The sequence below is a fragment of the Burkholderia sp. MR1-5-21 genome (genome assembly GCF_053427715.1).
Map to the genome: position 1 here is coordinate 482,694 of NZ_JBSAXD010000001.1, position 25,629 is coordinate 508,322.

At 67.8% G+C, this 25,629-nt stretch carries 22 protein-coding genes and 2 pseudogenes; 8 read left to right on the plus strand and 16 right to left on the minus strand.

All coding sequences use genetic code 11. From position 1 onward, the window contains the following. The first annotated feature begins 109 nt into the window (after nucleotides 1-109). Nucleotides 110-641, plus strand: a pseudogene (locus ACV229_RS02065) (LysE family translocator). Between the two features lie 266 nt (nucleotides 642-907). On the opposite strand, the gene ACV229_RS02070 reads toward ACV229_RS02065, so the two are convergent. After that, nucleotides 908-1,726, minus strand: coding sequence for an AraC family transcriptional regulator (locus tag ACV229_RS02070; protein WP_448081563.1), 819 nt, complete (start codon nucleotides 1,724-1,726; stop codon nucleotides 908-910). A gap of 186 nt (nucleotides 1,727-1,912) precedes the next feature. On the opposite strand from ACV229_RS02070, the gene ACV229_RS02075 reads away from it, so the two are divergent. Further along, nucleotides 1,913-2,707, plus strand: a complete 795-nt coding sequence (locus ACV229_RS02075) for an SDR family NAD(P)-dependent oxidoreductase (protein WP_448081450.1) — start codon at nucleotides 1,913-1,915, stop codon at nucleotides 2,705-2,707. Nucleotides 2,708-2,740: 33 nt separating this feature from the next. Here ACV229_RS02075 and ACV229_RS02080 read toward each other — a convergent pair whose 3' ends face one another. The 6 genes from ACV229_RS02080 to ACV229_RS02105 all read right to left on the minus strand — a co-directional run bounded on the left by ACV229_RS02080 (nucleotide 2,741) and on the right by ACV229_RS02105 (nucleotide 7,951). Beyond that, complete coding sequence (locus ACV229_RS02080; RefSeq protein ID WP_448081451.1) at nucleotides 2,741-3,115, minus strand: hypothetical protein; 375 nt, start codon at nucleotides 3,113-3,115, stop codon at nucleotides 2,741-2,743. A 172-nt stretch (nucleotides 3,116-3,287) separates the two neighbouring features. Beyond that, complete coding sequence (locus ACV229_RS02085) at nucleotides 3,288-4,358, minus strand: AI-2E family transporter (RefSeq protein ID WP_448081452.1); 1,071 nt, start codon at nucleotides 4,356-4,358, stop codon at nucleotides 3,288-3,290. Nucleotides 4,359-4,500: 142 nt separating this feature from the next. Further along, nucleotides 4,501-5,610, minus strand: a complete 1,110-nt coding sequence (locus ACV229_RS02090) for an NADH:flavin oxidoreductase/NADH oxidase (protein WP_448081453.1) — start codon at nucleotides 5,608-5,610, stop codon at nucleotides 4,501-4,503. Nucleotides 5,611-5,733: 123 nt separating this feature from the next. After that, nucleotides 5,734-6,420, minus strand: a complete 687-nt coding sequence (locus ACV229_RS02095) for a type 1 glutamine amidotransferase domain-containing protein (protein WP_448081454.1) — start codon at nucleotides 6,418-6,420, stop codon at nucleotides 5,734-5,736. A 271-nt stretch (nucleotides 6,421-6,691) separates the two neighbouring features. Further along, nucleotides 6,692-6,853 carry a hypothetical protein gene (locus ACV229_RS02100; protein WP_448081455.1) on the minus strand — a complete coding sequence of 54 codons (162 nt, stop codon included), beginning with the start codon at nucleotides 6,851-6,853 and terminating at the stop codon, nucleotides 6,692-6,694. Between the two features lie 84 nt (nucleotides 6,854-6,937). Further along, the gene (locus tag ACV229_RS02105) at nucleotides 6,938-7,951 is read right to left on the minus strand and encodes a substrate-binding domain-containing protein (RefSeq protein ID WP_448081564.1); all 1,014 of its coding nucleotides are present in this window, start codon (nucleotides 7,949-7,951) and stop codon (nucleotides 6,938-6,940) included. A 189-nt stretch (nucleotides 7,952-8,140) separates the two neighbouring features. On the opposite strand from ACV229_RS02105, the gene ACV229_RS02110 reads away from it, so the two are divergent. Continuing rightward, on the plus strand, nucleotides 8,141-9,718 hold the full coding sequence (locus ACV229_RS02110; RefSeq protein ID WP_448081456.1) for a glycoside hydrolase family 68 protein: 1,578 nt from the start codon (nucleotides 8,141-8,143) through the stop codon (nucleotides 9,716-9,718). Nucleotides 9,719-9,856: 138 nt separating this feature from the next. Further along, on the plus strand, nucleotides 9,857-11,506 hold the full coding sequence (locus ACV229_RS02115) for a glycoside hydrolase family 32 protein (protein ID WP_448081457.1): 1,650 nt from the start codon (nucleotides 9,857-9,859) through the stop codon (nucleotides 11,504-11,506). Between the two features lie 65 nt (nucleotides 11,507-11,571). Here ACV229_RS02115 and ACV229_RS02120 read toward each other — a convergent pair whose 3' ends face one another. The 7 genes from ACV229_RS02120 to argH form a co-directional block, all read right to left on the minus strand. Beyond that, entirely contained in the window at nucleotides 11,572-12,966 is a 1,395-nt protein-coding gene (locus ACV229_RS02120) for an MmgE/PrpD family protein (protein WP_448081458.1), read from the minus strand. Continuing rightward, nucleotides 12,963-13,871 (minus strand): polysaccharide deacetylase family protein, encoded by a 909-nt coding sequence (locus tag ACV229_RS02125; protein WP_448081459.1) that lies wholly within the window; start codon nucleotides 13,869-13,871, stop codon nucleotides 12,963-12,965. Before ACV229_RS02125 ends, ACV229_RS02120 begins: the two co-directional genes overlap by 4 nt. After that, nucleotides 13,868-14,740, minus strand: coding sequence for a polysaccharide deacetylase family protein (locus ACV229_RS02130; protein WP_448081460.1), 873 nt, complete (start codon nucleotides 14,738-14,740; stop codon nucleotides 13,868-13,870). The genes ACV229_RS02125 and ACV229_RS02130 overlap by 4 nt, the downstream gene beginning before the upstream one ends. A 7-nt stretch (nucleotides 14,741-14,747) precedes the next feature. Continuing rightward, the gene (locus ACV229_RS02135) at nucleotides 14,748-15,587 is read right to left on the minus strand and encodes an ABC transporter substrate-binding protein (RefSeq protein WP_448081461.1); all 840 of its coding nucleotides are present in this window, start codon (nucleotides 15,585-15,587) and stop codon (nucleotides 14,748-14,750) included. A gap of 82 nt (nucleotides 15,588-15,669) precedes the next feature. Continuing rightward, nucleotides 15,670-16,479, minus strand: coding sequence for an amino acid ABC transporter ATP-binding protein (locus tag ACV229_RS02140; protein ID WP_448081462.1), 810 nt, complete (start codon nucleotides 16,477-16,479; stop codon nucleotides 15,670-15,672). After that, a complete protein-coding gene (locus ACV229_RS02145) occupies nucleotides 16,476-17,366 on the minus strand; it encodes an amino acid ABC transporter permease (RefSeq protein ID WP_448081463.1) in 891 nt (296 codons plus the stop codon). The genes ACV229_RS02140 and ACV229_RS02145 overlap by 4 nt, the downstream gene beginning before the upstream one ends. Further along, nucleotides 17,360-18,793, minus strand: coding sequence for an argininosuccinate lyase (gene argH / locus ACV229_RS02150; protein ID WP_448081464.1), 1,434 nt, complete (start codon nucleotides 18,791-18,793; stop codon nucleotides 17,360-17,362). The genes ACV229_RS02145 and argH overlap by 7 nt, the downstream gene beginning before the upstream one ends. Nucleotides 18,794-18,911: 118 nt before the next feature. Here argH and ACV229_RS02155 point away from each other — a divergent pair, with 118 nt between their 5' ends. The 4 genes from ACV229_RS02155 (at nucleotide 18,912) to ACV229_RS02170 (ending at nucleotide 22,535) form a co-directional block, all read left to right on the plus strand. Further along, complete coding sequence (locus ACV229_RS02155; RefSeq protein ID WP_448081465.1) at nucleotides 18,912-19,790, plus strand: LysR substrate-binding domain-containing protein; 879 nt, start codon at nucleotides 18,912-18,914, stop codon at nucleotides 19,788-19,790. 303 nt (nucleotides 19,791-20,093) lie between these two features. Continuing rightward, nucleotides 20,094-21,554, plus strand: a complete 1,461-nt coding sequence (gene pdxR / locus ACV229_RS02160) for a MocR-like pyridoxine biosynthesis transcription factor PdxR (protein WP_448081466.1) — start codon at nucleotides 20,094-20,096, stop codon at nucleotides 21,552-21,554. 116 nt (nucleotides 21,555-21,670) lie between these two features. Further along, nucleotides 21,671-22,108: a carboxymuconolactone decarboxylase family protein gene (locus tag ACV229_RS02165; RefSeq protein ID WP_448081467.1), complete on the plus strand. Its 438-nt coding sequence runs from the start codon at nucleotides 21,671-21,673 to the stop codon at nucleotides 22,106-22,108. 10 nt (nucleotides 22,109-22,118) lie between these two features. Then, the gene (locus ACV229_RS02170) at nucleotides 22,119-22,535 is read left to right on the plus strand and encodes a cupin domain-containing protein (RefSeq protein ID WP_448081468.1); all 417 of its coding nucleotides are present in this window, start codon (nucleotides 22,119-22,121) and stop codon (nucleotides 22,533-22,535) included. A 748-nt stretch (nucleotides 22,536-23,283) separates the two neighbouring features. Here the strand turns inward: ACV229_RS02170 and ACV229_RS02175 are convergent. Both ACV229_RS02175 and ACV229_RS02180 read right to left on the minus strand, forming a co-directional pair. Further along, on the minus strand, nucleotides 23,284-23,547 hold the full coding sequence (locus tag ACV229_RS02175) for a hypothetical protein (RefSeq protein WP_448081469.1): 264 nt from the start codon (nucleotides 23,545-23,547) through the stop codon (nucleotides 23,284-23,286). A gap of 749 nt (nucleotides 23,548-24,296) precedes the next feature. After that, a pseudogene (locus ACV229_RS02180) lies at nucleotides 24,297-25,622 on the minus strand (hemagglutinin repeat-containing protein); the annotation flags it as partial. Nucleotides 25,623-25,629 lie beyond the last annotated feature (7 nt).

The window sequence follows — 25,629 nt, forward strand, 5'->3', positions numbered from 1 at the left end:
GACCGTGCGCTGTTGACGGCCAGACAAGCCAAGGGCAGTTTTCTTCAATACGCACCCGCCCCGCTCCCGTAGCCTCGATGCGACTTTCTTCTACGCATGGAGGCATCCGATGAGCATTCTGGTTTCGATGGCGGCGTTCGCGCTCGCATCGTCGATCACCCCTGGTCCCGTCAACATCGTCGCGCTCAGTTCCGGCGCGCGCTATGGTCTCGGCGCGAGCCTGCGCTATGCGGCCGGCGCGACGCTCGGCTTTGTCGCGCTGTTCCTGTTGATCGGCCTCGGCCTGCATGCGGCGCTGGTACGCTGGCCCGTGCTGACGACGGCGACGCAATGGTCGGGGATCGCGTTCCTGCTGTACATGGCGCTGCGCCTCGCACTCGACGACGGCCGGCTGTCGCCCGATGCGCAGGTCGCCGGACCGTCCGCGGCCGCGGGCGCCGCGATGCAGTGGCTGAACCCGAAGGCATGGCTCGCGTGCGTCGCCGCGATGGGCGCGTACGCGGCCGATGGCGATCGCGTGCTGGTCCTACGCGGGCGCGTCGCTACGGCACCGTCTCGCGAATGCGCGCAGGATGCGCGTGTTCAACCGGGTGATGGCGCTGCTGCTCGCGGGCAGCGCGCTTTACCTGCTCGATGCGTGAAGCCGGGGCTCATGCACCGCGATTCACGCTGACAACCGGCTTGCCGACGTGCATGGCCGGCTGCCCGCACTCGGCTCTCGGCTCTCGACACTCGACACTCGACACTCGACACTCGGCACTCGACACTCGGCACTCGACACTCGGCACTCGACACTCGGCTCTCGGCACTCGGCTCTCGGCTCTCGGCTCTCGGCTCTCGGCTCTCGGCTCTCGGCTCTCGGCCCTCGGCCCTCGGCCCTCAGCCCTCAGCCCTCAGCCCTCAGCCCTCAGCCCTCAGCAGCACGGTATTGCCCGGGCGTCGCAGCCGCAATCCGCCGGAACGCCCGCTGAAAGTGCGCCTGATCGGCGAACCCCGCATCGAGCGCGACATCCGCGATCGGCCGCCCGCGACGCAGTTCCGCGCGCCCGTACTGCACGCGTCGGTCGATCAGGAACGCATGCGGCGTCATCCCGTAGCGCGCATTGAACGCGCGGATCAGATACGAAGGCGACAGATCGGCCGCCGCGCAAATCGCGTCGAGCGTCACCGCGTCGCGGCAATGGCCGGCGATGTAGTCGGCCGCGCGCGCGAGCTTCGCGTTGTCGCCGGCGCGCCGCGTGCGCGGCGCGGCCGGATCGAGCACGTCGTGCAGCCGCGTGAAGAACCCGACCGCGGCGCTCTCCTTGCCGAGCGGCTCGACACCGGGCGCGACGAGCGTGCGATAGAAGCCCGCGAAATTCGCGAACAGGTCGCGCCGATCGGTCAGCTTCTGCGAAAAACCATGGAAATCCGTGTTCGGATCGCGGCCGAGCGCATGCTGCAGCCGCGCGAGCCACGGCACGTCGACATAGACCATCCGGTACGCCCACGCGTGCGGCCCGTCCGGGTTGCACGCATGGACCTGTTCGGGATCGATGATCACGAGCGCGCCGCGTCCGATGCGTTCGTTGGTCGCGCCGTTCAGGTAGGTGCTGGTGCCGCCGACGATCGCGCCGAGCGAAAACGTATCGTGCGTGTGCTTCACGTAGCAGATCGCGCGCCCGTCGTCGACGGTGCGCGCCTCGATGAACGGCAGCGCGGCATCGCGCCAGAACGGCGACGGCACGACGGGTTTGACGGTGCGGCGGTTCACGCGAGGACTCCCGGGGGATGGCAAACGCCTACCCTACAAGACCGCCCGGCGCGACGCAATCGCCGCGCTGGCGAATCGCGCGGTTTCGCCTAAGCTTTGAATTCCGGCCGCCGCGGCAGGTCCGGCGGCTTCCCTCCCCCTCACCGCCCTTTCACGACCATGCATATCGATCTGAACGGCAAGACGGCAGTCGTCACCGCTTCCACGGCCGGCATCGGCCTTGCGATCGCCGAAGGGCTCGCACACGCCGGCGCGCGGGTCGTCGTCAACGGACGCAGCGAAGCGTCGGTGCAGACCGCGCTTGCGCACCTGCGCACCGCGGCGCCGGGCGCGACCGTCGAAGGCGTCGCCGCGGACCTGTCCGACAGCGACGGCGCAGCCCGCGTCACGCGCGCCGCGTCGCAGGCCGACATCCTCGTGAACAATGCGGGGATCTACGGGCTGAAGCCGTTCTTCGACATCGACGACGCCGAATGGATGCATTACTTCCAGACCAACGTGATGTCCGGCGTGCGGCTCGCACGGCATTACATGGCGGGGATGCTCGAGCGAAACTGGGGACGCGTCGTGTTCATCTCGTCGGAATCGGCGCTGAACATTCCGGTCGACATGATTCATTACGGTTTCACGAAGACCGCGCAGCTGTCGATCGCGCGCGGGCTCGCGAAGCTCGCGGCCGGCAGCCGCGTCACCGTCAATTCGGTGCTGCCGGGGCCGACGCTGTCCGAGGGTGTGCGGTCGCTGCTGAAGAAAACCGCCGACGAAACCGGCCGCAGCATCGACGAGGTCGCGGTCGACTTCGTGCGCACGCAGCGCTCGAGCTCGATCATCCAGCGGCCGGCGACGCCCGCTGAGGTCGCGAATCTGGTGGTGTACGTGTGTTCGCCGCAGGCATCGGCGACGACGGGTGCCGCGTTGCGGGTCGACGGCGGCGTGGTCGATACGATCGCATAACGGTTCGAATCGATGCCGCCGGGCTGCGGCGCGCTACCTCGCGCTGGCTTTCTGCGTCTGGAGCAGCCCTCTGCGATCGGCCTCCATGCACGTATCGAAGCCATGCTGCGTGACGACGCCCGCCTCGTCGAACACGACGAAATACGGGCGATGCTGGTCGCCGTGATCGAGCTGGTAGTTGTAGCAGACGCCGCTGCCGTTGCGGACCATCCATACGCTGCGCGGGTTGCCGCCCGCGCGGATGATCTCGGCGCGCGTCGCGCCGCGCGCGGATGCCGCCTTCGGCACCGGCAGGCGCGAATACGAAAACGGCAGGAACGTGTAGAACCACGAACAGCCGCTCATCATCAGACAGCTCGCTGCCAGCGACAGCGTCGCCACAGGCCGGGACATCGGGATCATTCGCATGCTGGGGAAATCTGCTGTGCCTCGCCGGCGCGGTCGAAAACCTCATGCTACTCGACTTTTGGGTCCAGATCGAAAAGATTTGTAAAGTCCCATGCGCGACGCCACAGCGCGGCGGGTCACACCGCGGGTCGTCAACAATCGTTGCCTGCACACACGGTCGGCTGCTCCCGCATCATGCGACCCATTCGGCCCACAGCATCGTCAGCACGGTCATCAGCGCGGGACCGATGAACAGCCCGAGCAGGCCGAACGTCTCGGCACCGCCGAGAATGCCGAACAGCACGAGCAGGAACGGCAGCCGCGCGGAACTGCCGATCAGCACGGGCCGCACGAAGTGCTCGGCGACGAACACCACGACGAAGCCGGTCACGGCAACCGCGATCGCCCAGCCGGTTGCGCCCTGCACGAACAGCCAAAGCGCCGCGCCGCCGAACACGAGCGGCGCGCAGAACGGCAGCATTGCGGCGACCGCCGTCACGAGGCCGAGCAGCGCCGCGTGCGGCACGTCGGCCAGTGCATACACGATGCCAAGCAGCGCACCCTCGCCGAGCCCGACGACGACGAGGCCCGTCACCGTGCCCTGCACGGCGGCCGCCATCCGCTCGATCAGCTGCGCGCCGTTCTTGCCGAACGCGCGCTGCGCGCCATGCAGCAGCGCACCGGACAGGCTGTGGCCCGCGCGCAGGATCACGAACAGCGTGACGAGCATGAAGCCGAATTCGAGCACCGCATGCGCGAGCCGCGTGCCGAACTGCCGGCCGACCGCGATGAACGTCTCGCTGTTGACGCCCTTCATCGCGGACGACGCATGCAGCGGATGACCGAGATGGGCCTGCCACCACGCGGAGATTTGCGCCGCGCCGAACGGCAGCCGGTTGACGAGATCCGGCACCGGAATGCCGTTGTCCTGAACCGTGCGCAGCCATTCGCGCAGGTCGTGCGCCTGGCCGATCGCCTGGATCAGCGCGATCGCGACCGGCAGCACGACGAGCAATGAGATCCCGGCGGTGATCACGGTCGCGATGACGGTCGGCCGGTCGCGGAACAGCCGGTGCGACTCGAAGCGCTTCAACAGCGGCCACATCGCGATTGCGATCACGCACGCCCATGCGATCGCCGGAATGAACGCGCGGATCACCCACAGCGCGAGCGCCAGCAACGCGGCATACAGCACGGCGCGGGCGACCTGTTGCGCGCTCGGTCGCGCGGCGGAATCGGAAGACGGCGGTACGTGAGCGCCCATGGCCCCTCAGCTCGGAAGTCGATGAAAAATGGCGGCTCGCGCAGCGGACAAGCCTGCGCGAACCGCCATTCTATCGGGGTCGGGATGCGTTCCGGCGCACCGGCCGCGCCGCCAGGATGCGGCAGGCCGGTCCGCGCCCGGGTCAGGCTGCCTTCGCGGCGACCTTGTAGCGCTCGAGCCAGTGCGCGTACGGCGCGGGCAGCGTCCACGACGGCCGCTCGACGCCGAGCTGCTTCGCGGCGTAATACGGCCAGTGCGGATCGGCGAGGTGCGCGCGGCCGACCATCACCAGATCGAGCTGCTGGTCGGCGACGACGCGCTCCGCGCGCTGCGGCGTATCGATGCCCCACGCGGACGCCACCGGCAGCCCGGCCTCGCGGCGCACCCGTTCCGCGACCGGCGCGAGGAACGCCGGGCCCCACGGAATCTGCGCGTCGGGCGTGGAGAAGCCGACCGACACGCTCAGCATGTCGAGCCCTTCCGCCTTCAGGCGCTGCGTGAGCGCGATCGACTCGGCGAGCGTCTCGTCGTCGCGGCCGTCGTATTCGATCACGCCGAACCGCGCGGTCAGCGGCAGGTGCTCCGGCCACACCTTGCGGACGGCCGCGAGCGTCTCGACGAGGAAGCGGCCGCGATTCTCGGCCGAGCCGCCGTACGCGTCGTCGCGACGGTTCGAATGCACGGAGAAGAAACTCTGGCCCAGATAGCCGTGCGCGAAATGCAGTTCGAGCCATTCGAAGCCGACGTCGCGCGCGCGCTTGGCCGCCGCGACGAAATCCGCCTGCACGCGCGCGATGTCGTCGCGCGTCATTTCACGCGGCACCTTCGGCAGGTGCGCGCCGAACGGCACGGCCGACGGCGCGATCGTCTGCCAGCCGTGCGGATCGCCGTCGGCGATGTGATCGTCGCCTTCCCACGGCCGGTTCGCGCTCGCCTTGCGGCCCGCGTGCGCGAGCTGGATGCCCGGCACCGCGCCCGCCGCCTTGATCGCCGCGACCGACGGCGCGAACGCGGCGGCGTGCGCGTCGGTCCACAGCCCCGCGCAGCCCGGCGTGATGCGGCCCTCCGGTGCCACCGCGGTCGCCTCGGCGATCACGAGGCCCGCGCCGCCGCGCGCAATGCCGGCCAGGTGCACGTGATGCCAGTCGTTGACGACGCCGTCTTCGGCGACGTACTGGCACATCGGCGGCACCGCGATCCGGTTGCGCAGCGTGACATCCTTCAGTTTGAACGGTTCGAACAGGGCAGACATCCATCAACTCCTTTGCTTGGTTCTGCGTAAAAAGGGGGCGCCCGCCGCGCGTCGTGCGACGGGACGAAAAGGTGTGCCCGGCAACGCTCGCCGCCGGGCGACGGCGCACTGCGCCGCGCGGCGTCAGGCCTGCTTCAGCTGCGCGAGCAGCGCTTCGGCGGCCGGCTCCGACGATGCCGGGTTCTGTCCGGTGATCAGCAGGCCGTCGACCACCACGTGCGGCGCCCAGTCGGGGCCGTGCTCGTAGCGCGCGCCATTGGTCTCGAGCATGTTCTGCACGAGGAACGGCACGACCTCGGTCAGCTCGACGGCGGCTTCCTCGCTGTTCGTGAAGCCCGTCACGCGCTTGCCGCGCACCAGCGATTCGGCCGTCCGCGGATCCTTCGCGTGACGCAGCACGCCCGGTGCGTGGCACACGAGCGCCACCGGCTTGCCGGCGCCGATCGCGCGCTCGATCAGCGAGATCGAATGCAGGTCCTCGGCGAGATCCCACAGCGGACCGTGGCCACCCGGGTAGAACACCGCGTCGTAATCGTTGATCGACACGTCGGCCAGCTTGCGCGTGCTGGCCAGCTCGGCCTTGGCGGCCGCGTCGGCCTCGAATCGGCGGGTTGCGTCGGTCTGCGCGGACGGGTCGCTGCTCTTCGGGTCGAGCGGGGGCTGGCCGCCGTTCGGCGAAACGAGCGTCAATTCGGCACCCGCGTCCTTGAATACGTAGTACGGCGCTGCCAGTTCCTCGAGCCAGAAACCGGTCTTCCTGCCGGTGTCGCCGAGCGTATCGTGCGACGTCAGGACAACGAGAATCTTCATGATCGGGCACTCCTATCGAAAGGGTGGAAACAGGGCCGCGTATTGCTCAAGTATTGGTCCACAACACGTGGTTCGCGTAGTCAAAGTTCTGCATCACGTCACACTCTATTAGACCAGTCGTCTAGAGCACTGGCGCAAAAAAACGCGACAGCGTCGCGTGATGGTCTGACTGCGCGCAACCTTGCTGCGGTACGCGGCTCACGTCGCGCGTCGCCGCGACGACCGACACCGGACACCGGACACCGCCCCGCCAGCATCGCAGCCGCATGTTTCAGTTTCGCGTCCGCTTCCGGCGAATCGGCATGCCGCCGCAGATTTCCGGCATCCCGCCGGCCTGGTGCACTGCGCCGTGCCGCCAGTCGTCGTTGCAATCAACGGAGTGGATGATATCGCCCGAATAGACCAGTCGTCTAGCCAACAGGCGTTCGACCATGCGGGCTTCAGGGATTTCGTCCGCTGGCCGGCGCGCGCCGCGACTGCCTTCAACCTCGAACGCTCGCCTGTGCCGCGCCCGCCCCTACCCGCGCAACGGCCCGTCGGTGTCGCCCGCGTCGATCACCGGCGTTGCAAGCCGCTCTCCGCGCACGCCGTCGGCAACCATGTCGAGCATCAGCTCCGCCAGCGAACGCCCCGTTTTATGCCCGGTCGGCTGCAAGACGGCGGTCACGCGACGCGGATGCGCGACGTCGGCCGGCACCCCGTCATAGACGATCAGCGCAAGGTCGTCGCCGATGCGCCGCCCGCTGTCGGCGAGCGCGCGAAACGCACCACTGCCCGCGATGTTGTTGTCGACGAAAATCGCGGTCGGCGGCTCGGGAAGCGCGAGCAGCGCCTGCGCGGCCAGCAATCCGCCGTCGCGCGTGAACGGGCACTCGACCTGCAGTGCCGGATCGGGTTCGATGCCGGCCTCGCGCATCGCGGCGTTGAAACCGGCGCGCCGCTGCGCGGCGAAATTCAGCGCGAGCGGCGCGCCGATCATCGCGATGCGCCGATGCCCGAACCCGATCAGCCGCTGCACGGCCGCCTTCGCGCCGGCTTCGTTGTCGAAGTCGAACCACGCGTACGGTTCCGCGCTCCGTGTGCGGCCGTATGCGACATACGGAAACCCGCGCGACTGCAGGAACGCGATGCGCGGATCGTCGACCAGCGTGCGCGCGACGATCAGCCCGTCGACCAGCTTGCCGTCGACAAGCCGCCGGTACGTGTCCAGTTCCGCGTTCGGCCGCGCGGACACGATGATGAAATCGAGGTTGCGCTCGGCCAGCCGCTCGGTGATCCCTGCGACGACCTCGCCGAAACGCGGATCGCCGAGATCGCCCGCACCGAACGGATAGACGATCCCGATCGCATCCGCGCGCCCCGTCGCGAGACGGCGCGCGGTCGGATCCGCGACGTAGCCCATTTCCTGTGCCGCCTTAATCACGCGTTCGCGCGTCGCCTCGCTGACGTCGTCATACCCGTTCAGCGCACGGCTGACCGTCGTGCGCGACAGCCCGAGCGCATCCGATAGCGCCTTCAGATTCACCTTCACGGTCGTCCCTTGCGATGTGCGGCCGGCAACCCGAGCGGTCTGCCGGCCGATTCTTTCGCCTCTGTAAGCAATGCTGTCAAATAAATATCTTTTGACGCCCAAACCGGTTTGAAATAGCATCCAAACCGGTTTGGACATCGATGCCACCCTCAGACGTTCTCTTTCAACCTCTTTCGAAACAACGCCGAGATGACATACTTTCCCCTTTTCCGCTCGCTCCCGGGCAAACGTTTGCTGCTCGCTGGCGGCGCACTGGCCGCCTTCGCGGCCGTCGCGCACGCGCAGTCCGGCGGCACGGGCGCGCCCATGCCCACGCCCCACTCGCAGCAGGCCTACGATCCCGAGAGCAACTTCACGATGCGCTGGACGCGCGCCGACATCCGTCAGATCGTCGCGCAATCGCATATCGCCGGCGCGGACAGGAATTCACTGCCGCAAGCGCTGACGATGCCCGACATCCCGCAGGATTTCCCGCTGATCAATTCGAACGTGTGGGTCTGGGACACGTGGCCGCTCGCCGACCTGCGCGCGAACCAGCTCAGCTACAAGGGCTGGGAGGTGATCTTCTCGCTCACCGCCGACCCGCATGCCGGCTACACGTTCGACGACCGCCACGTTCATGCGCGGATCGGCTTCTTCTACCGCCGCGCGGGCATCCCCGCGTCGCAGCGCCCCGCGAACGGCGGCTGGACCTGGGGCGGCCACCTGTTCCCGGACGGTGCGAGCGTGAAGGTGTTCGGCACCGCGCCGATGACCAATAACGCCGAATGGTCGGGCTCCGCGCGCCTCACGCACGGCGACAACGTCAGCCTGTACTACACGGCGACGTCGTTCAACCGCTCGGCGCCGGGCGGCGCCGACATCACGCCGCCTCAGGCGATCATCACGCGCGCCGACGGCCATATCCACGCCGACGACAAGCACGTGTGGTTCAGCGGCTTCGACGATCACAAGGCGCTGCTGCAGCCGGACGGCAAGTATTACCAGACGGGGCAGCAGAACACCTACTTCTCGTTCCGCGATCCGTTCGTGTTTACCGATCCGGCGCATCCGGGCAAGACCTACATGGTGTTCGAGGGCAACACGGGCGGCCCGCGCGGTTCGCGCACCTGCACCGAAGCCGACCTCGGCTACGCGCAGAACGATCCGTACAAGGAAGACCTGAACGCGGTGATGAATTCGGGCGCAGTGTATCAAAAGGCCAATGTCGGCCTCGCGATCGCGACGAACCCGCAGCTGACCGAGTGGAAGTTCCTGCCGCCGCTGCTGTCCGCGAACTGCGTGGACGACCAGACCGAGCGTCCGCAGATCTACCTGAAGGACGGCAAGTACTACCTGTTCACGATCAGCCACCGCAACACGATGGCGGCCGGCGTCGACGGGCCTGACGGCGTGTACGGCTTCGTCGGCAACGGCATCCGCAGCGACTTCCTGCCGCTGAACGGCGGCAGCGGCCTCGTGCTCGGCAATCCGACCGACTTCTCCGCGCCGGCCGGCCAGCCGTACTTCCAGGACCCGAACCAGAACCCGCGCGAGTTCCAGTCGTATTCGCACTACGTGATGCCGGGCGGCCTCGTCGAGTCGTTCATCGACGCGATCGGCCCGCGCCGCGGCGGCACGCTCGCGCCGACGGTGAAGGTCAACATCAACGGCACGTCGACGGCGGTCGACCGCTTCTACGGACGCGGCGGGCTCGGCGGCTACGGCGACATCCCGGCAAACCTGCCCGCGACGGGCGCCGGCCACAACGACGGCAACGCGCAGTAAGCGCGGCGCGCGCGCATCGGGCGTGTCCCGTGCGCGCGCTTGGCCGTCACCTTCGGCAAACCTTGCGCTGCGCCGCCGGCGGCATCGGTCGCGCAGCGCCCTTCTTCCCGCTTCGTCATGCGAAGCATCGAACGACGCATGAGATTCACACCCGAACGCTTCCGCCCCCGCGCGGCGACGTTGCTGCTTGCGTGCACGCTCGCCGCACGCGTCGCCGCCGCGCCCTCCGCCATTCCATGCCCCGCGCCCGTCTCCGACGGCACGCCGCAATGGCGGCCGGCGCTCCATTACACGCCGCAGCGCAACTGGATGAACGACCCGAACGGCCTCGTCTACGAGAACGGCCGCTATCACCTGTTCTATCAGTTCAATCCGCTCGGCAACGACTGGGGCAACATGTCGTGGGGCCACGCGACCAGCACCGACCTCGTCCACTGGCGCGAGCAGCCGGTTGCGATGCGCGCGAACGCGACCGAGGAAATTTTCTCTGGCTCGATCGTCGCCGACACGCGCAACACGTCCGGCCTCGGCGCGCCCGGCGAGACCCCGCTCGTCGCGCTGTACACGAGCGTCTACAAGGCCGGTTCCGGACACGCGCCCGGTACGCAGGCGCAATCGCTCGCGTACAGCACCGACCACGGCGAGACCTGGCGGCCGTACGCGCACAATCCGGTGCTCACGCTCGATCCGGAGTCGAAGCAGTTCCGCGACCCGAAAGTATCGTGGTACGCGCCCGGCGGGTACTGGCTGATGACGACCGTCGTCGCCGACGCGCACGTCGTGAAGCTGTACCGCTCCGGCGACCTGATCCACTGGGCGTTCCTGAGCGACTTCACGCTGCCGGGCGTCCCGCACGACGGCACGCTGTGGGAAATGCCCGACCTGGTTCCGCTGCCGGTCGACGGCGATCCGAAGCGGTTCAAGTGGGTGATGATCGTCAATGTGAATCCGTGGTCGATCGCGGGCGGTTCGGGGTCGATGTATTTCGTCGGCGACTTCGATGGCCGCACCTTCACGCCCGATCGCGTCGCGCCGGCCGGGTCGGATCCCGCGCAATTCCGCTGGGTCGACCATGGTGCGGACTTCTACGCAGCCGGCACGTTTTCAGGCGCACCCGGCGCGCAGCCGGTTGCAATCGCGTGGATGAGCAACTGGGATTACGCGGCGAAGGCGCCGACGACGCCATGGCGCGGCGCGATGACGTTGCCGCGCACACTCGCATTGAAGACGATCGACGGCGAGCCGCAGCTCGTCGTCACGCCGGCCCCGGCGTTCGACGCATGGGCGGACGGACGGCCCGCGACGCATCTCGGCGACCTGGGCGTCGCGTCGGCGCTGCGCGAATTGCCGGCGGCGACGCGCGGCACCGTCCAGCGGATCACGCTGACGCTCGCCCCGCACGGCGCCGCGCGCGCGGGGCTCGTCGTGCGGCGTTCGGCGGATGGCACAATCGGCACGCGGATCGTCTACGACACGGCGAAACGGACGTTGACGCTCGACCGGTCGCAATCGGGCGAAACGAATTTTTCCAGCGCGTTCAGCCCGCAGCACATCGTGAACCTGCCGCTGCAAAACGGGCGGCTGCCGCTCGAGATCGTCGTCGATCGCGGCTCGGTCGAAGTATTCGCCGGCGGCGGGCGCACCGCGATCACCGACCTGATCTTCCCGCCGCTCGCGGCTGACCGAATCGCCGTGTTCGCGGAACACGGCAGCGCGACGTTCGACGGGTTGACGGTCACGAACCTCGCGGGGCGGGACGGACCGGATCGCGCTTGCGACGCGCCGTAGCGGCGCATGCCGGACGATGCCGGCCGTTCGCGCCGCGGACGCCATGTCGATGGCGGCGCCCGGCATCAACGCATCGGCTCGCCGGCATCCGCGTCGCCTGCGAGCGCGTCCTGCAGCACGCGCGCATCGGGCAGCCGCTCGAGCGACAGGCACGCATCGGCCAGCGCATCGGCATGCGCCTGCCCGAGCGCCGGCCCCGACAATGCGCGGTATTTCGCGAGCAACGCGTCGTCCGCGAGCGGATTGCGCGGATCGCCGAGCGGGATCGGCACGTGGCGCGACGCGGGTGCGGCGCCTTTCGCATGCAGCGTCACGGTCGGCTCGTCGAGATCGCCGAGTGCCGGATCGGCATCGATCTCGATGCGCGCGAGCATGCGGGCGATGCGCGGATCGGTGCGCCGCTCGGCACGATAGGCGTCGAGCCCGGTGTCGCCGAACACCAGCGCCGCCGCGACCGCATACGGCAGGCTCATTTGCGCGGCGGACAGTGTCGACAGGTCGCGGCCGCCACACATCCGGACCACGAAACCACTCGCGCGCACCGAGATCCGTTCGATCCCGTCGGCATCGTAGCGGCGCCCGCCCGCGAGCTGCAGCGTCGCGTCGACGGCCGCGTGCGCGCTGCGGCACGACGCATGCGGCTTGATCGAGCAGCGCATCAGCTTCCAGTTCGCACCGAGGCCGTCGGTCAGCGCATCGTGCGCGCGCGACTGCGCGGCGAACGTGCTGAAGAAGCCGCCCCACACGTCGTCGAACACGTGCGCGGGGCCGCTCACGCCCTCGCGCGCGAGCAGCGCCGCGAGCACGCCGCCTTCCGCCGCCCGCCCCGCGTGAAGCCGCTTCGTCTGCGATCCGTCGTGGATGAATCCCCACAGTCCGCCCGCGAAGCTCGCCGCATGGCCGAGCGCGTCGCGCGTGCGCGTGGCGTCGAGCCCGAGCATGCGCGCGCTCGCAGCCGCCGCGCCAAACACGCCGCAACTGAGCGTCGAATGCCAGCCCGCGCCGTTGTGCGCGGAATAGCCGCCGGCCGCCTCGAGCACGCGCCGGCCGACGTCATAGCCGAGCACGATCGCCGCCAGGCACTCGCGGCCCGTCACGGGCCTGGCCGCGCAGGCCAGCGCGGCGAGCGCGGCCGGCAGCACGACCGCGCCGGAATGATCGCAACCGCCGGAATCGTCGAGTTCGAGCGCGTGCGCGGCGATCCCGTTGACGAACGCCGCGTCGCGCGCGCCCGCCGCCCGGCGCGTGCCCCACAGCAGCGTGCCGCCGCGCTCGGCGGCACCGGTCAGCGCGCGGGCGCTGCGCGTCTCGACGGCCGACGCGCCCGCGAGCGCCGCGCCGAACGTATCGAGCACGTGCCGCTTCGCCTTCGCGACGACGTCGTCCGGCAACGTGTCGGCGGGCGTCTGCGCAACGAACGCGGCGAGCCGCATGGCGCGCGTTTGCATATCGGCCGTCATCGCGCCGCCGCCTCCGCGACGCAGTGCGCGAACACGTCGACCGGATGGCCTGGCGCATTGGCCGGCCCCTGCGTGCGCCACCAGCGTGCGATGTCGCGCCCCGTCGCGAACCATGCGTCTCCCGCGTCGCGCATGTGCGCGAGCAGCGCGCGCAGCAGGTCGATCCGCCCGGCAGTGCCGATGATTTCCGGATGGAGCCGCAGCACGCAGCAGAGCCCGAAGCGCCGGAAACCGTCGAAGTCGCGCCGCCAGTTGTCGAGCACGTCGCGATACGACGCGATGCGCGGCTGGCCGGCCGGCACCGGCGGCGACAGGTTGAATACGAAATACGGCTCGTCCTCCAGTTCGTAGTGCAACGGCAATTCGACGAGTCGCGCGCCGTCGGCGCGGCCGTTGCCCGGCGGATGGAAATACGGCAGATCGTCGCCGCGCCACGACGACGACCATGTGAAACCTTCCGCGACGAGGACATCCGCGAAGCCGTCGGCCCAGTTGCCGGTGAACGAGCGGAAGCCGTCCGCGTCGCGGCCGATCACGTCCGCGAGCGCAGCGCGCCCCGCACGGCACGCGTCGATCTGCGCGGCGAGCGGCAGCGTGTCGAAGTCCTCGCAGCGATAGCCGCTCACACCGAGCTCGTGGCCGGCCGCGGCGATCGCTCGCACGGCATCCGCGTGCGTTTCGGCGACGACGCCCGGCACGAACCAGCTCGCCGGCACGCCGAACTCGTCGAACGCCGCGAGCAGCCGGTCGACACCGCGCGTCGCACCGTAGCGCCATGCCGACAGCGATTTCTCGCGGCCGGCGATGCGCGGCTCCTGCGTTTCGATGCCATGGATGTCATTGAAGTCGACTGTGATCGCGACCGCGCATCGCGCGCCGCCCGGCCATGAAGGAAACGTCGTCACGTGTTGTCCCGTTGTGTCGGCTCCGCATCGCCCGCGTGCTGCGCGAGCCACCAGTCGGCCACTTCGCGGCAGCGTGCGAACCACACGCCGCCCTTCGCCTGCATGTGGCCGAGCCACGCTTCCAGCAACGCGATGCGCCCGGGCTTGCCGCAGACCTTCGGATGCAGCAGCGTTGTCAGGCACAGGCCGTCGCGATACACGCCGTCGAATTCGCGCGTCCAGTTGTCGAGCGTCGCGTCGTAACCGGCGATCCGGTCGAGCCCCGCCGGAAAGTCCGGATTGCGGTGATACGCGAGCGACGCGTAATCGTCGGTCTCCCAGCGGCCGGGGATCTCGACCAGCGGCGGCTCGCCGTCATGGCCTGGCAGCAGATAGGGCCGGTCGTCGCCGCGCATCGAGCTCGAGTAGCGCACGCCCGCTTCGCGCAGCACGGCCAGCGTCTGCGCGCTCCAGTCGCCGGACGGCGTGCGGAACCCGACGGGCCGCACACCGAGCGTGCGCGCGAAGATCTCGGCCGACTGCGCCATGACCTCCCGCTGCCGCTCGGGCGCGAGCGTCCAGAACGCTTCGTGCCGGTAGCCGTGGTAGCCGATCTCGTGGCCGCGCTCGACGATCGCCGCGCACTGCGCGGGCCACGTCCGGGCGACCCACGCAGGCACGAAGAACGTCGCGGGCACGTCGAAGGACGCGAGCAGGTCGAGCAGCCGCCCGAGCGCACGCCACGGCCCGTAGCTGCCGAGCGTGAAGTAGGCGGGGTTGTTCCAGATCGACCCGTTCAGCATCGCGTCGCCGGTCGGGCCGTCGAGATCGAACGCGAGCGCGACGCACGCGCGCTTCGCGTCCGGCCAGCGGGGAGCGAGGCCAGTCATCGCGCGCTCAGTGCGTGCCGTTGACCATCGCCTTCGACACCGCGTGCTCCTGCAGCCCCCACTTCGTCAGGATCTTCTGGTAGGAACCGTCCGCGATCATCTGGTTGAGCGCAGTCGTCAGCGCGCTCGTCAGCGCCGTGTTGGTCTTCGCGACGCCGATCCCCGTGTATTGCGACAGGAACGGCTTGCCGACCGGCGCGTACGCGTTCTGCTCGAGGCTGTTCTGGTACGGCAGCGTCTCGCCGCCCTGCACGGCCGCGTCGATGCGGTTCTGGCGCAACTGCATCCGCGCGTCCGACGAGCCGTCGGTGCCGACCACGACGATCGCGGGCTTGCCGGCCTTCACGCAGTTCTCCGCGCTCCACGCGGCCGTGTTGTCGGGGAACGACGTGCGCCGGCTCGACCCGACCCGCTTGCCGCACAGCGCGCCCATCTGCGTGAACTCGCCCGCGCGCGCCTTCAACGTGTAGAACTGCGGCCCCGTCTCGATGTAGTCGACGAACGTCACCGCGTCGCGGCGCGTCGGCAGGTCGGTCATGCCGGACAGGATCATGTCGACGCGCTGGGTCGTGACCGCGCTCATCATCTGGTCGAAGCTCGTCTCGACCCAGTTCACCTTCGCGCCCATCCTCGCGGCGAGCGCCTCGCCGAGATCGACGTCGAAGCCCGCGAGCTTGTCGGTCGCGGGGTCCTTGTATTCGAACGGCGGATAGTTCGGCACGATCGCGACGTTCAGCGTGCGCTTTGCGGCGGCAGTCGTGGATTGCGCAACCGCGAACGACGCGTGCAGCGCGAGTGCGCCGAACGCGGCGGCGGCCAGGGTGCGAGTCAGGATGGAAGCTTTCATGGGGCGTTGCCTTGTCGTTGTGTGAGGATGTCGTTGACGGAAACAGTCGTTCGGGCGCGGCGGCACGGGGCGCCCGGCCCGCTCATGCGATCACTGCCGAAATGAAGTCGCGCGTGCGCGGATGCGTCGGCGCGGACAGCACCTGGTCGGGCGGCCCGCTCTCGACGATCCGGCCGCCGTCCATGAACACGACGCGATCGGCCACTTCGCGCGCGAAGCCCAGCTCGTGCGTGACGACGATCATCGTCATCCCGCTCTTCGCGAGATCGCGCATCACGGCCAGCACCTCGCCGACGAGCTCCGGGTCGAGCGCGGACGTCGGTTCGTCGAACAGGATCAGCTGCGGATGCATCGCGAGCGCCCGCGCGATCGCGACGCGCTGCTGCTGGCCGCCCGACAGCTCGACCGGAAACGCGTCGCACTTGTGCCCGAGCCCGACGCGCGCGAGCAGCGTGCGCGCTTCCTCCTGCGCGTCCGCGCGGCGGCGCTTCAAGACCTGCACGGGACCCTCGATCACGTTCTCGAGCGCGGTCTTGTGCGGGAACAGGTTGAAGCGCTGGAACACCATGCTCGTCGACAGCCGCTGCCGCGCGATCTGGCGCTCCGACAGCTCGTGGAGCCGGTCGCCGACGCGCCGGTAGCCGGCCAGCTCGCCGTTGACCCACAGCGCGCCCGCGCTGATCGTCTCGAGCTGGTTGATGCAGCGCAGGAACGTGCTCTTGCCCGAGCCCGACGGACCGATGATGCAGAGCACTTCGCCCTGCGCGACGTCGAGGGTGATGCCGTGCAGCGCCTGGAAGTCGCCGTACGACTTGCGCACGTCGACCGCGCGCACGACCGCGTTCGCGTTCGTCATGGGAGCCTCCCGATGGTGATGGGTCGTGCCGTTCATTTGCGCCCCGCGCCGCGCCCTGCACCGCGCGCGAAACGCTTCTCGACGCGCGCCTGCGCGAGCGACAGCACGGTGACGACGGCGAGATACCAGATTCCCGCGACGATCAGCAGCTCGATCACGCGGGCGTTCGCGTAGTAGATGTTCTGAGCGTTATGCAGCATCTCCGCGTACTGCACGACGCTCGCGAGCGACGTCAGCTTGACCATGCTGATCAGCTCGTTGCCGATCGGCGGCACGATCACGCGCATCGCCTGCGGCAGGATGATCCGGCGCAGTGCCTGCAGGCGCGCCATGCCGATCGACTTCGCGGCCTCGTACTGGCCCGTGTCGACCGACAGCAGCCCCGCGCGCACGACTTCAGACGTGTACGCGCCCTGGTTGATCCCGAGCCCGAGCACGGCCGCGAGGAACGGCGTCATCACGTCGACGGTGCGGTATTCGGCGATGCCCGGAATGCCGATCGTCGGGAACACCAGCGCGAGGTTGAACCACAGCAGCAGCTGCAGGATCACCGGCGTGCCGCGGAACAGCCAGATGTAGCCCTGCGCGAGCGCGCCGAGCACCGGGTTCGACGACAGCCGCATCACCGCGGTCACGACGCCGAGCGCGACGCCGAGCGTCATCGCGAGGATCGTCATCACGATCGTGTTGCCAAGGCCGGTCAGGATCGAGTGCGCGGTCAGGAACTGGCCGACGACGTGCCATTCGATCTGGCCTCGCGCGAACGCGGCAGCCACGTACGCGATCGCCGCGACGATCGCGACCGATGCCGCATAGCGGCCCCAGTAGCGCCGGCGCACGCGCACGAGGCCGGCCATGTCGGCCACGTCGGAGGCTGCCGGCGGCGTGCCGTCGAGACGGCGGGTATCGGATGCGCTCAGCATGACGGCCCCCGGTAGTCGGCGGCCCACACGGCCTGGCGTTCGATCGCGTGCTGCAGGCGTTCGATCTGCTCGCGCACGCGTGCGGGCGACGTGCCGCCCGCGCCGGCGCGCGCCGCGACGGCTGCGTCGAGCGTCAGGCGCTCGCGCATCCCGGGTGCGAGACGCGCATCGACCGCCTGCAGCAGTTCGGCGCTCGCGTCGGCCAGCTCGATGCCGTCGCGCTCGCACGCGCGCACCAGCGCGCCGGTGATTTCGTGCGCCTCGCTGAACGGCACGCCCGTGAGCGCGAGCCAGTCCGCGACCTCCGTCGCGAGCGTGAAGCCGAGCGGCGCCTGGCGTCGCATCTCGTCGGCGTTCACGCGCATCGTCCGGATCATCCCGGCCATCGCGGGCAGCACGAGTTCGAGCGTGTCGATCGAATCGAACGCGGCGGCCTTGTCCTCGGCGAGATCGCGGTTGTACGCGAGCGGCAGCGATTTCAGCGTCGCGAGCAGGCCGCTCAGGTTGCCGATCAGCCGGCCGGCCTTGCCGCGCGTGAGCTCCGCGATGTCCGGGTTCTTCTTCTGCGGCATGATCGAACTGCCTGTCGCGTAGCCGTCGTCGAGTTCCACCCAGCGGAATTGCCGCGACGTCCACAGGATCACTTCTTCCGACAGGCGGGACAGGTTGACCGACAGCATGCTCGTCACGAACACGAATTCGGCGACATGATCGCGCGAGGCGACGGCGTCGATCGAGTTCTCGCACGGCCCGTCGTAGCCGAGTTCCCGCGCCGACAGCTCCGGCCGCACACAGATGGCCGAACCGGCGAGCGCGGCCGCGCCGAGCGGCGAGCGCGCGGTGCGGCGATCCCAGTCGACCAGCCGGTCGACGTCGCGATACAGCGCCTGCGCATGCGCGAGCAACTGATGCCCGAACACGATCGGCTGTGCCGGCTGCAGGTGCGTGAACCCCGCGGTGATGGTCCCGACATGCTGGCTCGCCTGTCCGACGAGCGCCTCCTGCAGCTCGAGTACGCTGCGCACGAGCTTGCGCGACTTGTCGCGCAGATACAGGCGCAAGTCGTTCGCGGCCTGGTCGTTCCGCGAGCGGCCGGCGCGCAGCTTGCCGCCGATCGCGGGCAGGCGCTGCGTGAGCACGCGCTCGAGGAACGTGTGCACGTCCTCGTCGGCGAGCGACGGCGCGAGCTCGCCCGCCGCGAAATCGCGCTCGACGCCGTCCATCGCGGCGAGCAGTTGCGCGAGCTCCTCGTCGCTCAGGATTCCTGCACGCTGCAGCTCGCGCGCATGCGAGCGCGAACCCGCCAGATCGTACGGCGCCAGACGGAAGAAGCTGGAATTGGAGCGCGACAGCGCCTGCAGCGCGTCGGACGGTTTCGCCTGGAAGCGGCCGCCCCACAGACGTTCGATCGGTTCGATGATGCTCATTGCGGTCAACCTCGTGTCGGATGAATTGCCCCCACTGTAGGCATTCAATTTTTTTTGTTGTAGCGAGAAATTGAATCGGCTTAAATGAAATTTTTCTCAACACCTGCCGCGAACACCGATGCGCAACCGCCTGCCGCCGCTGAATCCCCTCCGCGCATTCGAGGCCGCCGCCCGGCGCGGCAGCGTGTCGGCCGCCGCCGACGAACTGCACGTGACTGCCAGCGCGGTCAGCCACCAGATCCGGATTCTCGAAGGCACGCTCGGCGTCGAGCTTTTCGTCAGATCAAAGGCGCGCGTGAAGCTGACGCCCGAAGGCGAAGCGTTGCTGGAGCCGGTGGGGCGGGCGTTCGACATGATCGCGAACGCGACGGTCAAGCTCGACACGCCGGCCGCCGTCGGCGACCTCGTGATATCGACACCGCTGTCGCTCACGTCGCGCTGGCTCGCGCGGCATATCGGCGATTTTCTCGAGCGCTATCCGGGCATCCACCTGAAGGTGATTCCGTCGAACGACGATCGCGAGGTCTATTCGCCGGACGTCGACGTCTGCGTGCGCTACGGGGAAGGCAACTGGCGCAACCGGCGCGTCACGCTGCTCGTGCACCCGACGCTCTTTCCGGTCGTGAGTCCGGCGCTGATGAACGGGCCCGCCGCGATCCGCAAGGTGCAGGACCTGGCCGGGCGCTCCCTGTTCTGCGAGCATTCCGGCTCGTGGATGCGGTGGCTCGCCGAGGCGAACGCCGACAAGCTGCCGGACATCCGCGTGCTCGAGATCGGCAATGCGCACATCGGCATCGAGGCCGCCGCGCGCGGCCAGGGCGTCGCGCTCGGCGACAGCCTGTCGGTGCGCGACGACCTGCTCGACGGCACGCTCGTGCGGCTGTTCAACACGACCGTGCCGGCACGGCACGCGTACTACCTCGTCACGCGTCACGAACTCGCCGATACGCCGCTCGTGACGGCGTTCACGTCCTGGCTCGGCGCACGTATCGGGTGAGTGCGACGTAACGCCGGCAGGCCTGCCGGGCCGCTCCGGCAGCGGAGCGCGGCGCGCGCATCGGCCCGCACCTGCCCGCACCTGCCCACGTCTGCCCACGTCTGCCCGCATCTGCCCGCATCTGCCCGCATCTGCCCGCGCCTGCCCGCGCCTACCCGCACCTACGCGCCTAACCGCACCTAACCGCACCTGTCCCCACCTGCCAGCACCTGCCCCTACCTGCCCGCACCGCCGGCCGGCGCAAAGGCATACTTGCGGTACGCCGGTTGCGGCGAAATCATCCAAACCGAGGTAGCCACTGCGATGGACATCGCGATCCGCATCGAAGGCCGTCACGACCTGACGGGGCAAATCTACCGGCAGTTGCGCACCGCGATCGTCGACGGACGCCTCGCGGGCGGCGCGCGGCTGCCGTCGACGCGCGATCTCGCGACGCAGCTCGGCGTGTCGCGCAAGACGACGCTCGACGCGTTCGAGCGGCTCATCGCGGAAGGCTACCTGTGGACGCGGCGCGGCGACGGCACGTTCGTCGCCGACGGCCTCGCGCGCGTGCCGCATGCACCGGATACGCCGACGCCGGGCATCGCCGCCGCCCCCGACCCCACGAACGCGCCGGACATCCGCGCGTTCTGGACCGACCTGCCCGATGCGCTTGCAATGCCGACTCCGCAGCACGCGCCCGCCTTCGATTTCCGCGGCGGCGTGACCGACAAGTCGCTGTTCCCATTCGACGCGTGGCGCCGCTGCCTGCACCATGCGCTGCGCGTGCAGGCGCGCGGCCCCGGCCAGTATCAGGACCCGGCCGGCGACCAGCAGCTGCGGCTCGCGATCGCGCGCTATGTCGCGTTCAACCGGGCAGTAGGCTGCCACTGGCAGGACGTGATCGTCACGCAGGGCGCGCAACAGGCGCTCGACGTGATCGCGCGCGTCGTCGTGCGGCCCGGCGACGTCGTCGCGGTCGAGGATCCCGGCTACCCGCCGGCCCGCGCCGCGTTCGCGTCGCTCGGCGCGACGGTGGCCGGCGTGCCGGTCGATGCGCACGGCCTCGTCACCGACCGGCTGCCGGACGATGCGCGCCTCGTCTACGTGACGCCGTCGCACCAGTTTCCGCTCGGCATGCCGATGAGCCTCGAGCGGCGCGTCGCGCTGCTCGAATGGGCGCAGCGACGGCGCGCGATCATCATCGAGGACGACTACGACGGCGAATTCCGCTTCGAAGGACGGCCGATGGAATCGCTGAAGAGCCTCGACCGCACGGGCCTCGTCGCGTATATCGGCACGTTCTCGAAGACGATCTTTCCCGAGCTGCGGATCGGCTACGCGATTCCGCCGCATGCGCTGCACGCGGCGCTCTGCAAGGCGAAGCAGATCGTCGACTGGCATACGTGCACGCTGACGCAGACCGCGCTTGCCCGCTTCATGCTCGACGGCGATTTCGCGCGGCACCTGCGCCGCGTGCAGAAGCACTACGACGCGCGGCGCAAGGTGCTGCTCGCGCACCTGCGCGGCGGCCTCGCGCCGTGGTTCGACACGATCGCGCCGGCGGCGGGCATTCACCTCGCCGCGCGGCTCAAGGCGGGTGTCGACGAAGCAGCGCTGATCGCGGCGGCGAGCCGGCAGGATGTCGGGCTGTACGGGATCGCGGCGTTCCACGTCGACGTGCCGCGTCACGCGGGTTTGCTGTTCGGCTATGGCGGGATCGACGCGACGCGCGTCGACACGGCGCTCGCGCGGCTTGCTGCGCTGCTGCGCGCCGGCGGCTGACCGCCGAGCACTGGCTACCTTGATTTACCTGGAATTGGTCATTTCGGAAGGCCAGTCCGATCGTTAATCTGGGTCCCGTCGCGCCACCGTGCGCATCAACCGACCGAGGACTCACGATGCAACCCCGCCTGAACTTCTATGCCGCCAGCCCGAATGCCATCAAGGTGATGCGCAACGCCGAGGAATTCCTCGCGAAGAGCTCGATCGACAAACCGCTCGCGGAACTCGTGCGCCTGCGCGCATCGCAGATCAACGGCTGCGCGTTCTGCGTCGACATGCACACCACCGATGCGCGCAAGGGCGGCGAAACCGACCGCCGCCTCGCGACGGTTGTCGCGTGGCGCGAAACGCCGTTCTTCACCGACCGTGAACGCGCGGCGCTCGAATGGACCGAGGCGCTGACGCTGGTCGCCGCCGACCGCGTGCCGGAAGCCGTCTGGGAAGCCGTGAAGCCGCATTTCACCGAGGAAGAACTCGTGGACCTGACGCTGCTCGTGTCGACGATCAATACGTGGAACCGCTTCGCGATCGCGTTCCGCAAGCTGCCCGCGTAAGGAGCCTGCGATGACGCGCTCCATGTTCCTGTGCGCGGCCGCCGCGTTCTTGGCCGCGCTCGGCGCCGCGTCCCCGGCGGCGCATGCACACGACGGCGGCGACGCCGTGCACCCTGTGATGAAGCAGGCCGTGCCCGAAGCGCCCGGCAAGCTGGCGGTCGTCGCGACGGTCGACTACGCGCCCGGCCAGGCCTCCGAGCCGCATCGGCATCTCGGCTCGGTATTCGCGGTCGTGTCGAAGGGCGAAGTGCTGTCGCAGATCAATGACGGCCCGTTGCGCCGATATCGAGCGGGCGAAGGCTGGTACGAGCCGCCCGGCTCGCGGCATCAGGTGTCGCGCAACGCGAGCGATACCGAGCCCGCGCAACTCGTCGTGTTCGGGCTGACGGGTGAGCACGAGCCGCTGAAGTTGCCGATTGGTCAATGAGTTCGGCTTCCTGACATCTCCCGGTCAACCATGCCCGGCGCTCCATCGGCGAGTACATCAGCTCGTACAAGCGGAACGGCCCCATTCGAGCCTGGCGGATCAGACGCCGGATGGGACATACTTCGCGACGCTGCCTGCGATCAAATCGGCAAGATGATTGCCTCGGATGTTCCACTTGAAAATCTCGGAAGACTGGCGGAACGAGCGAGGCCAACTCTTTGTGGATCGTTCTTGAGTGCATCAGCAACCTTCTGCCACTGCGTGTATTCGAACAAATCTGCTTCCTCCTGCTGATTCGCCTAATCCAGTTGCGGCTCCAACTGCGCCGCTTCAACCTCACCCACATAGTCCTTGTTCCACTCCGCGCTACCCTCTGGTACTCCGCCCAGCACTTCACCACGTGGCACGCCGCGCGCGTCAGCTTCTCCTGTTCAGCCTTGTCGTTGCCAGCCTTCTCCGCAAACGCCTTTTTCTCGTCGTCGTGCAGTTGCCGATCGAACCCGTCAGCAGGCAACATCCCATGCGCTTGTCCCAAGAATTCGCTCGCGCGCTGATTCCATGTCCCTGAGGAACCGTTCTGCACTTGCAAATTGGCCTGCATCGTCAGTTCGTTATGCGCTTGCTCGGGCGTCAAACCATACTGCTTCGCATATGCCGCCTCTTTTTCGCTGATCCACTTCTTTTCTTCAGGATGCAACTGCCGATTGAACCGGTCAGTCAAACCCGGCCATCGCCGGGTTCGTCGTTTCTACTTCGACTGATCTTCGTCGTCATCCTTCGTCTTGTAGCTCCCACGTGCTTTCTTGTAGCCGTCGTCGAACGGCTTCAAGTGCAAGATGTTCGCACGCTCCGCGTATGTTCCGGTCGCTAGAACAATCATTCCGACGACAACACCGAAGAACATTAATAACCCAGACAGCAAATAATAAGACGAAGCAGCAATAGCTATACCCGCCGCCCACAATCCGACACGAAACCAAGGCGCAAAATTCCCATCATTTATAATCTTCATTTTCCATTTTTTACTGCATCGTTAAGTTTTTTACTTGCATCATTGAATGTGCCGGTGCCCTTGATCCAATTCCCGAGTTCTGTAAAGAAGGGCCCAGCTAGTGGGTACTTATTCGCTACCCCTCCGAGCGTCAGATCCACTACGCCTCCTGCGACATAGTCACCCGGGTTTGGACGAGCCATTTGCGTAACGAAATCCGCCACCCATCCAGTAACCGTCGATCCAAACGCGATAGCTTCAAGGGTGGGGGTAACAGGCGTAGGAAGCGCTGCTCCTGTTGCTGCGGCCGCGCCGATTCGCCCCGCATTCATTGAAACCATCGACGCCGCATCCGCCGTCGTATTCCTCACATAATTCACATCCGACTGATCAAACTTCGTGAACGGCCCCGTTACCTCAAAGCCAAAACCCTTCTTGCCAGTCCCGTCATACATGATGTTCGGCACTTCATTCTGCGCCCATGCAGAATTCGCAAGAATGTAGCTCTGCAATTCAGCATTCGGCCTCACCGTGATCTGCGTCAGAATCGGCTTGCCGTCATCGGTCGTTCCCGCATATTGCCATTTCGCTCCCGAGTCGGTCGGCATCGTCCCGACCAATGTCGCCGGCGCTCCAGATTCACGATCCCCGCCGATCACCCCGCCCATGATCCGCATTTGATCTTCGATCTGCGCCTGTGTGTATTGCCCGTTACTCTTTTCCGCCAACTTCTTTGCGAGCGCGCGTTCGTCGAATTGCGCGTCTTGATACAACTGCCGATTAAACCGATCCACACTCGCCCCAGACAACGCCCCCGCTCCACCTCCAACCAACGCACCCGCACCACCAGCCAACACATTCGACGCAAGATTCCCCAGCAGCTCGTCGACGTTCTGGCTACCCGTCGGCCCCGCGTCCTTGATCGACTGCGCGATTTCATTCAGTTGCGGCGCGAGCTTCGCCGACAGCCCCGCACCCGCCGCGCCGCCTGCGGCCCCCAAGCCGCCTCCGGTCAAGCCACCGGTCAACGCCCCACCCGCGATATGCAGTGCGGCCCGATTGTCGCCACCTTCGGCCCAATCCTTGGCTTCTTGCAGATATTGCGCCCGGAGCTTCGGATCGGTTTCATTCGCCGCTGCTGTCTGCGCATCCCGCTGCTTCTTGTCCGCATAGCTGCCAATCTGCTTCGCAATCGTCTCCGCCGCCGCTTGCGCCGCGTTGATCCGATCCGACTGATTGCTCAACACTTGCTGCAAATCCGGCGTCTTGCTGACCGTGCCATTCAGATTCGACGCATCGCGCTCGAGCGTCGTCACATCCTGCTTCTGGTTCGCCGTGTCCGTGATCGTGATCGCGCCCGCGCTGATCGCGCTCTTCGTGGTCGCATCGCTGCTGTCGCTCACACTTACATAGAGCGGCAGCGCCCCACCCGTGTTCTTCCCGCTCGTCGGCCCATGCGTCGTGTAGTTGTTACCGCCATTCCCGACACCTCCACCCGCGCTGATCTCGAAGCTGCTCGCATCGTGTTCGGAGTGGTTTTGAACATCCGAGAACGACAGCGTCCCCGTCGTGAGCTGGTTCTTGTCCGGCGTCGCCGTACTCGCGATGTACACGCCCTTCAGATCCGTATTGCCCTTGACGTTGATGTCGAATCCGCCGTCCCCGGCTTGAATGCCCGACTGCTCATTCACACCCGCATAGCTGCCGCTCGCGTGCCCGTTCTGCACGCTGACACTGGCACTCGCCCCACTCATGCTCGTGTTGAACCCACCGCCGGCACTACTCTGATGGGCCGCGCTCTGGCTCGTATCCTGCACCGACGCGAGATTCAGATCGCCGCCGACATCCGGAATCACCTTGTTCGCATTGACGTTCGCCCCAACGATGTTGGTATCGCCGCCGCTGACGATCGCCGCCATATTGCTCGCGTTGATATGCGTGTTGTTCTGCGTGACTGCATCCGAATTAGCGTTGCCATGCGCGCGCGACATCGATGCCGACACCCCCAAACCACCGGTCCCCACCGACACACCGAAACTCGCGCTCTTCGACTCGTTCGTGCTGCGCGTGCTGTCCGTATCCGTACTCTCCGCCAACAGTTTC